Origin of the sequence: Endozoicomonas sp. ONNA1, assembly GCF_024606325.1 — a bacterium.
Classification (GTDB): domain Bacteria; phylum Pseudomonadota; class Gammaproteobacteria; order Pseudomonadales; family Endozoicomonadaceae; genus Endozoicomonas_A.
On sequence record NZ_JAHHPN010000272.1, the window covers coordinates 1 to 5,419 of the forward strand.

At 49.3% G+C, this 5,419-nt stretch carries 5 protein-coding genes; 2 read left to right on the forward strand and 3 right to left on the reverse strand.

Annotation, left to right across the window (positions count from 1 at the left end; translation table 11 throughout):
- Positions 1-211: 211 nt before the first annotated feature.
- From trmA to KDK19_RS06505, 3 genes are all read right to left on the reverse strand, one after another.
- Entirely contained in the window at positions 212-1,297 is a 1,086-nt protein-coding gene (gene trmA, locus KDK19_RS06495; protein WP_257279822.1) for a tRNA (uridine(54)-C5)-methyltransferase TrmA, read from the reverse strand.
- A 74-nt stretch (positions 1,298-1,371) separates the two neighbouring features.
- Positions 1,372-2,664 carry an NCS2 family permease gene (locus KDK19_RS06500; RefSeq protein WP_257279821.1) on the reverse strand — a complete coding sequence of 431 codons (1,293 nt, stop codon included), beginning with the start codon at positions 2,662-2,664 and terminating at the stop codon, positions 1,372-1,374.
- 363 nt (positions 2,665-3,027) lie between these two features.
- Positions 3,028-4,041 (reverse strand): GIY-YIG nuclease family protein, encoded by a 1,014-nt coding sequence (locus KDK19_RS06505; RefSeq protein WP_257252482.1) that lies wholly within the window; start codon positions 4,039-4,041, stop codon positions 3,028-3,030.
- Between the two features lie 292 nt (positions 4,042-4,333).
- Here KDK19_RS06505 and KDK19_RS06510 point away from each other — a divergent pair, with 292 nt between their 5' ends.
- Both KDK19_RS06510 and KDK19_RS06515 read left to right on the forward strand, forming a co-directional pair.
- Positions 4,334-4,891 carry a hypothetical protein gene (locus KDK19_RS06510; RefSeq protein ID WP_257288156.1) on the forward strand — a complete coding sequence of 186 codons (558 nt, stop codon included), beginning with the start codon at positions 4,334-4,336 and terminating at the stop codon, positions 4,889-4,891.
- The gene (locus KDK19_RS06515; RefSeq protein WP_257288157.1) at positions 4,888-5,388 is read left to right on the forward strand and encodes an RICIN domain-containing protein; all 501 of its coding nucleotides are present in this window, start codon (positions 4,888-4,890) and stop codon (positions 5,386-5,388) included. The genes KDK19_RS06510 and KDK19_RS06515 overlap by 4 nt, the downstream gene beginning before the upstream one ends.
- Positions 5,389-5,419: the final 31 nt, after the last annotated feature.

Below are 5,419 nucleotides of genomic sequence, written 5' to 3' on the forward strand. Positions count from 1 at the left end.
TTTTTGTTGCCAGTGCATTTGAGCTGAGAATGTTAATAAAGAACCAAACAAACAGCGCAAAGACAGAGGCTGGATAGTTTTTCATTCTGACTCCGTTAGAACCCCTGTTTCCGGGTTCTATCAGTTTTTGAAACAGGGGAACGTACAGTCTGGTACAGAATTCCGATAAAGGAAAGGTGGTTGGCTGGTCGCTTTTTAGCCTTTCAGGGAATTATTTTCGGGTCAGGAATACACCCATTTCACGATGATGGGTGTAGGGGAACTGGTCAAAAAGGGCTATTCGCTGCACTTTATGAGTCAGGGTGATTTTTTGTAGATTCTGCTTCAATGTATCAGGGTTACAAGAAATATAAACAATGTTGTCGAATTTCTGAACCAGAGCCTCAGTAGCTTCATCAAGGCCCGCCCTGGGAGGGTCTACCAGTATTGTGGATACGTCATAACTATCCAGGTCAATGTCCTGCAAGCGTCTGAACAGTCTCTCCCGATTCATGGCCTGAGTGAACTCTTCGCTGGACAATCGTGCTATCTGGACATTCTCAACGGCATTGAGCTCGAAGTTGTCATGGGCAGAGTGAACGGATGCTTTGGATATTTCCGTAGCCAGAACCTTGCAAAAGTGGTTGGCCAGGACGCACGTGAAATTGCCGTTTCCGCAATAAAGCTCAAGCAGGTCACCCTTCAGGCCAGTGCAAACCTCACTGGCCCAGCCAAGCATCTGTTCATTAACGCCGGCATTGGGTTGAGTGAAGCTGTTCTCGACCTGGGTGTATTGATAGGTTTTGCCCAGCACATTCAAGGTTTCGACAACGTAATCCCGATCCAGAACTATTTTCTGTTTTCTGGCACGGCCAATAATGCGAATGTTGTGGGAGATCTGTAATTTCTCCGCTGCAGCCTTCCACTCATCATTCAGTGGTTTGTGGTAAAGCATGCTGATCAGAGCCTCACCGGTCTGAGTGGTCAGAAACTCCAGCTGGAACAGCCTCTTTCGGAGAACCTCTTGTTGCTCGATGTCTTTCATCAGCGGCATCATTAATTGATTGATACGCTCCGAGCCTGCCGGGAACTGATTAATGCTGAAAGGTTGTCGGGTATCGGGATCAAACATGCGGTAGAAGCTGTGTTCTCCCTCATGCCAGATGCGGAACTCTGCCCGCATTCTGTAGTGCTCTGGCCGGGATCTGAAAACCTCCAGTTCAGGAACATCAAAAGTCTGAAACTCTTTTCGGGTAAGGTTCGCCTTCTCGGTCAGTTGGACTTCGTACTTTTCAGGCTTTACAACGGCTAATGACATGATGCGCTTCGATAAATAAAAACGGCCCGTATTATGGGCCGCTTTCGAAGTGATGAAAACTGATTTTCAGTGCATTAATTGAACATCACCAGTTTAACAGTGAATAACAAGGAGAGAATAACCAGCGCACTATTCAGGTCTTTTGCACGGCCGCTCAGGAGTTTGATGGCGGTATAGGAGATAAAGCCAAAGGCAATGCCTGTTGTAATCGAGTAACTCAGAGGCATAGAAACGGCTGCAATAACCACTGGAGCAGCTTCTGTTAGATCGTCCCAGTTAATCTGGAACATGCTGTGCGTCATCAAAACGGCTATGAAGATCAGAGCAGGGGCGGTGGCATAGGCTGGCACTACGGCTGCCAGAGGGGACAGGAACAGGCATCCCAGAAACAGTAAGCCAACAACCACGGCGGTCAGGCCTGTCCGACCTCCCACAGAAATCCCGGCAGTGCTTTCAACATAGCTGGTAGTGGTCGAAGTACCCAGTCCAGCCCCCGCCATACTGGCCATGGAATCTGCCATCAGAGCTCTGCCCAGACGAGGGAACTTACCGTCTTTGTCCAGCAGGTCACCTTTTTGAGCTACGGCAACCAGTGTGCCAGAGGTATCAAAGAGATCAACAAAAAGGAATGAGAATATAATGCTGATCATGCCGACTTCCAGCGCTCCGGCAATATCCAGCTGCAAAAGCGTCGGGGCCACACTGGGAGGCATGGAAAACACAGCGTTCATTTCTACTTTGCCGACAATAAGGCTGATGATGGTGATGGTTAGAATACCGATCATGACCGAGCCGGTGACATTGCGATAGTAGAGAGCCACAATCAGGGCGAAGCCAATGGATGCCATCATGGCGCCCCAGGAAGTCATATCTCCCAGTGTTACCAGTGTGGCTGGGTCGCCAACGATAATGCCTGCATTTTGTAGGGCAATAAAGCCGAGGAAGAGACCTATACCAGCAGCAATCCCCCCTCGTAGCGAAAGAGGAATACTGTTAATAATCCACTCGCGAATCCTGAAGATACTCAATGCGAAGAAACAGACACCTGAAAGGAAAACGGCCCCCAGTGCCACTTGCCAGCTGTAACCCATCTGACCGACAACGGTGAAGGCGAAAAAGGCATTCAGACCCATACCAGGAGCAAGAGCAATGGGGTAATTGGCATAGAAGCCCATAATCATGCAGCCGATAGCAGCAGCCAGGCAGGTGGCAACAAAGACCGCCCCCTGATCCATGCCGGTGGTCGCCAGCATGCTGGGGTTTACAAAAATGATGTAAGCCATGGTCAGGAACGTGGTAATGCCCGCCAGCACTTCTGTCTTGACATCGGTATGATGTTCTTTCAGTTTGAATAGCCGTTCTAACATGCTGATGTTTCACTCGGGAGTAAAAGCCTCCCATGATAACGATTTTTACAGTCAGGTAGAATATGCGAGTAGTATCGTCAATGTCTCGATGAGTCACAGTGTCTGGTGGAGATTGCTTAGGCTGATCTTTGTGGACGAGGCGGTGTCTTGTGCCTGCTTCCTTTTGCACCCCTATATCTAGTGGTCGCGGTTTTGTCTGAGCAAATAATGCCCACTTTGCTGTAAAGCTTGTAGCTGAAGGGGTCAGTATAGGATGACATGAGCCATTAACAGGGTTATCCACAGAAGTTGTGGTTAAATTGATAGTGCCTGCCCTGAAAATTGGATAATCGAGCCGACCCTTAGAGAGGTCGGCTCCAGCGATCAGGCTACTGCTGCCAGTTTCCCGGTTTGCATTGCCTGAATTCTTGCATTGAGTTCAGCCAGGCTTTGAGCGATTTTTCTTCTTTCGTTTTCCTGGCTTTCAGCACTGCGCTGTGCGCGTTGTTTTCTGTGGCGTTCAATGGCCTCACGTATGCGAAGCTCTTTTGGGCAGATAGGCTTGGCAACATCGACCTCTGTTTCGATGATGGCTGCCGGTTTTGGCTCAATGGTTTCTGGTGGTGTGCCTTCTTGAACTTCAGGTTGGGGCTGAACGTCCAGTTGATTCATAGCACTGTTATCACCGGCCAGACAGGCGTCGGCCGCGGCAGTAATTGCAGCCAGCTGAGCTGTGATGTCATCGCTCATTTCAATGCTGTTCATCTGAACCATCGCATTGGCCCTGGAGCCTAAAGACCGGGTTGATTCAGGCTTTGGCTTTTCTGCTTCAGACTGGGCAGCTTCCAGCCTGATCTCTGCCGGGTCCGGAGCCGTGCTGGCTAGCGCAAGCGCAGATGAAGGCTCGGCAGCTGAGTGTTGAGCGGCCTGATTGACAGGCGACGGCTTGGTTTCTGACGGTGGAGCAGAATCATTAGTCGTTTCATTGGCAGCATTGCCGGATTTCACGGCAAGGCTTGGAGGTGCATTGGTATCCCCTTCATTAATTTCTGCAAAAATGGAGGCCAGTTCTTTTTCAATGCTGGATTTGCGCTGGCGCTTCTTCTTTTTGGGCAGGATTTTTACGGTGCTGGTCTTATAGCCTCTGAGACTCTCTGCACCAAAAAAGTTGATGGCGTCCTGCTCGAGTTCGGCCAGCTCTTCACGGGACTCGGCTCTATCCCATTCCTCTACGGTAAATTCGTCTTCGCCGTGAATGCGGATTTCTCTGTAAAGCGGGTAGTCCAGATCCTGGTGTGCGGCCGCCACCATTTTTTCCCACTGGCTTTCAAGGTCATTGCGAGTGGAGCCTACAAAAACTTGTTTTGTTACTTTATTGGTGACGATGAAGATAATCAACGCTGGATGACCTTTCTACTGACGGTGACAGGCGCGCAATTATACCTGCCGATTTTCTTCTGTGTAGTGGGGATTGTGCGCTATTCAAAAACTGTTTTAACGGATACCGGTCTGAGGTGACATTGAAACGGTAAAAAAGGTAGGAAAATCCCGAAACCAAGAGGGTTTCTATACTTTTGTTTGTCGGGCTGCAGAAGCAGTGGGTCGGTGGCTCTGATCGCCCGTTATCGTTTTGACAACGAATTTTGATCAGCTAACGTCAAAATAATTACTAAAGAGGGTGGCAATGAAGATGGCAGGTAGGTGGAGCTGCAGAAATGGACTGGTAGTTATTCCTGTTTCATTACGTGTATTTTTTTACTTCGGGGCTTTTAATCCTTTATCAGTATTCTTTATTTTCTTCCCGTCCCTATCCGGGGCAGATGCACCAGACAGTCATCGAGTGGATGAGCATTTTGCCGATCAATTCTTTCTTAAGCAGGTGGACGGTTCTGATTGTCTGGCGCTGGATGTTGAAGAGGTTGATTTTGCAACCTGTGAACATCAGAATCCCGAGCAGAAAGGGCTCTGTTATTCCGGAAATCGGGCTGTAATCAAACCCTGCGATGACAATAGTTTGGCGCAGAAATGGCATTATGACTTTCAGAAAAAAACCATTCATTATCAGGGGTATTCCGCCAGTATGTGTTTATCCAGAGTGATAGAGGGTTTGGAGATGTTGCCCTGCACAGAATCGACCAGCGCTGCTATAAAAATCTTCACACGGGACAAATCATCTGTGAGTCAGAGCAGAAGCCGGGTAATGATCAGGAGCCTGAATCCGTTCAAGAGAAAGTCCAACCTGTTTTGAGCTGGGAAGAGCGGCCTGAGGGAGCATTCTGGGTCTCTGAGCGTTTGACAGAAGATATCCTGCTGGTGAATCAGAGCCCGAGGTTTTGTCTCGGTGTCAGGGCGGCAGAGAAATGCTTGTATGAATCTCCTGACAAAAGTAGTTGCTATTCGTCGACGCCCATTGAGCTGGCTGCTTGCGAAAGCCAAAGCAATCAGGTCTGGCGTCATGATCTGTTAACCAAGCGTATCTTTAATCGTGCAGCAGGCTACCGGTATTGTCTGACCCGGTACCCGGAAGGCTTTTCTCTCTTACCCTGTTTTCCCGGAGGGAGTCCGTCACAAAGGTGGTATTTTGCCCGCGGCAAGAGTGCGTCGTCCCCGGAAATAGGGCAGCTGAGAACTATGTTGAACGGCATCCTTGATCCCCACTCATACACTCGGGCACTGACTCTCCCGGTCACTGTCAACGAGCCAAAGAAGAAGAAACCAGGGGCGCTAGCAGCCTGTCGGACTTAAGCGTCCGTAGCGAGGATTGCAAGAAATTGAG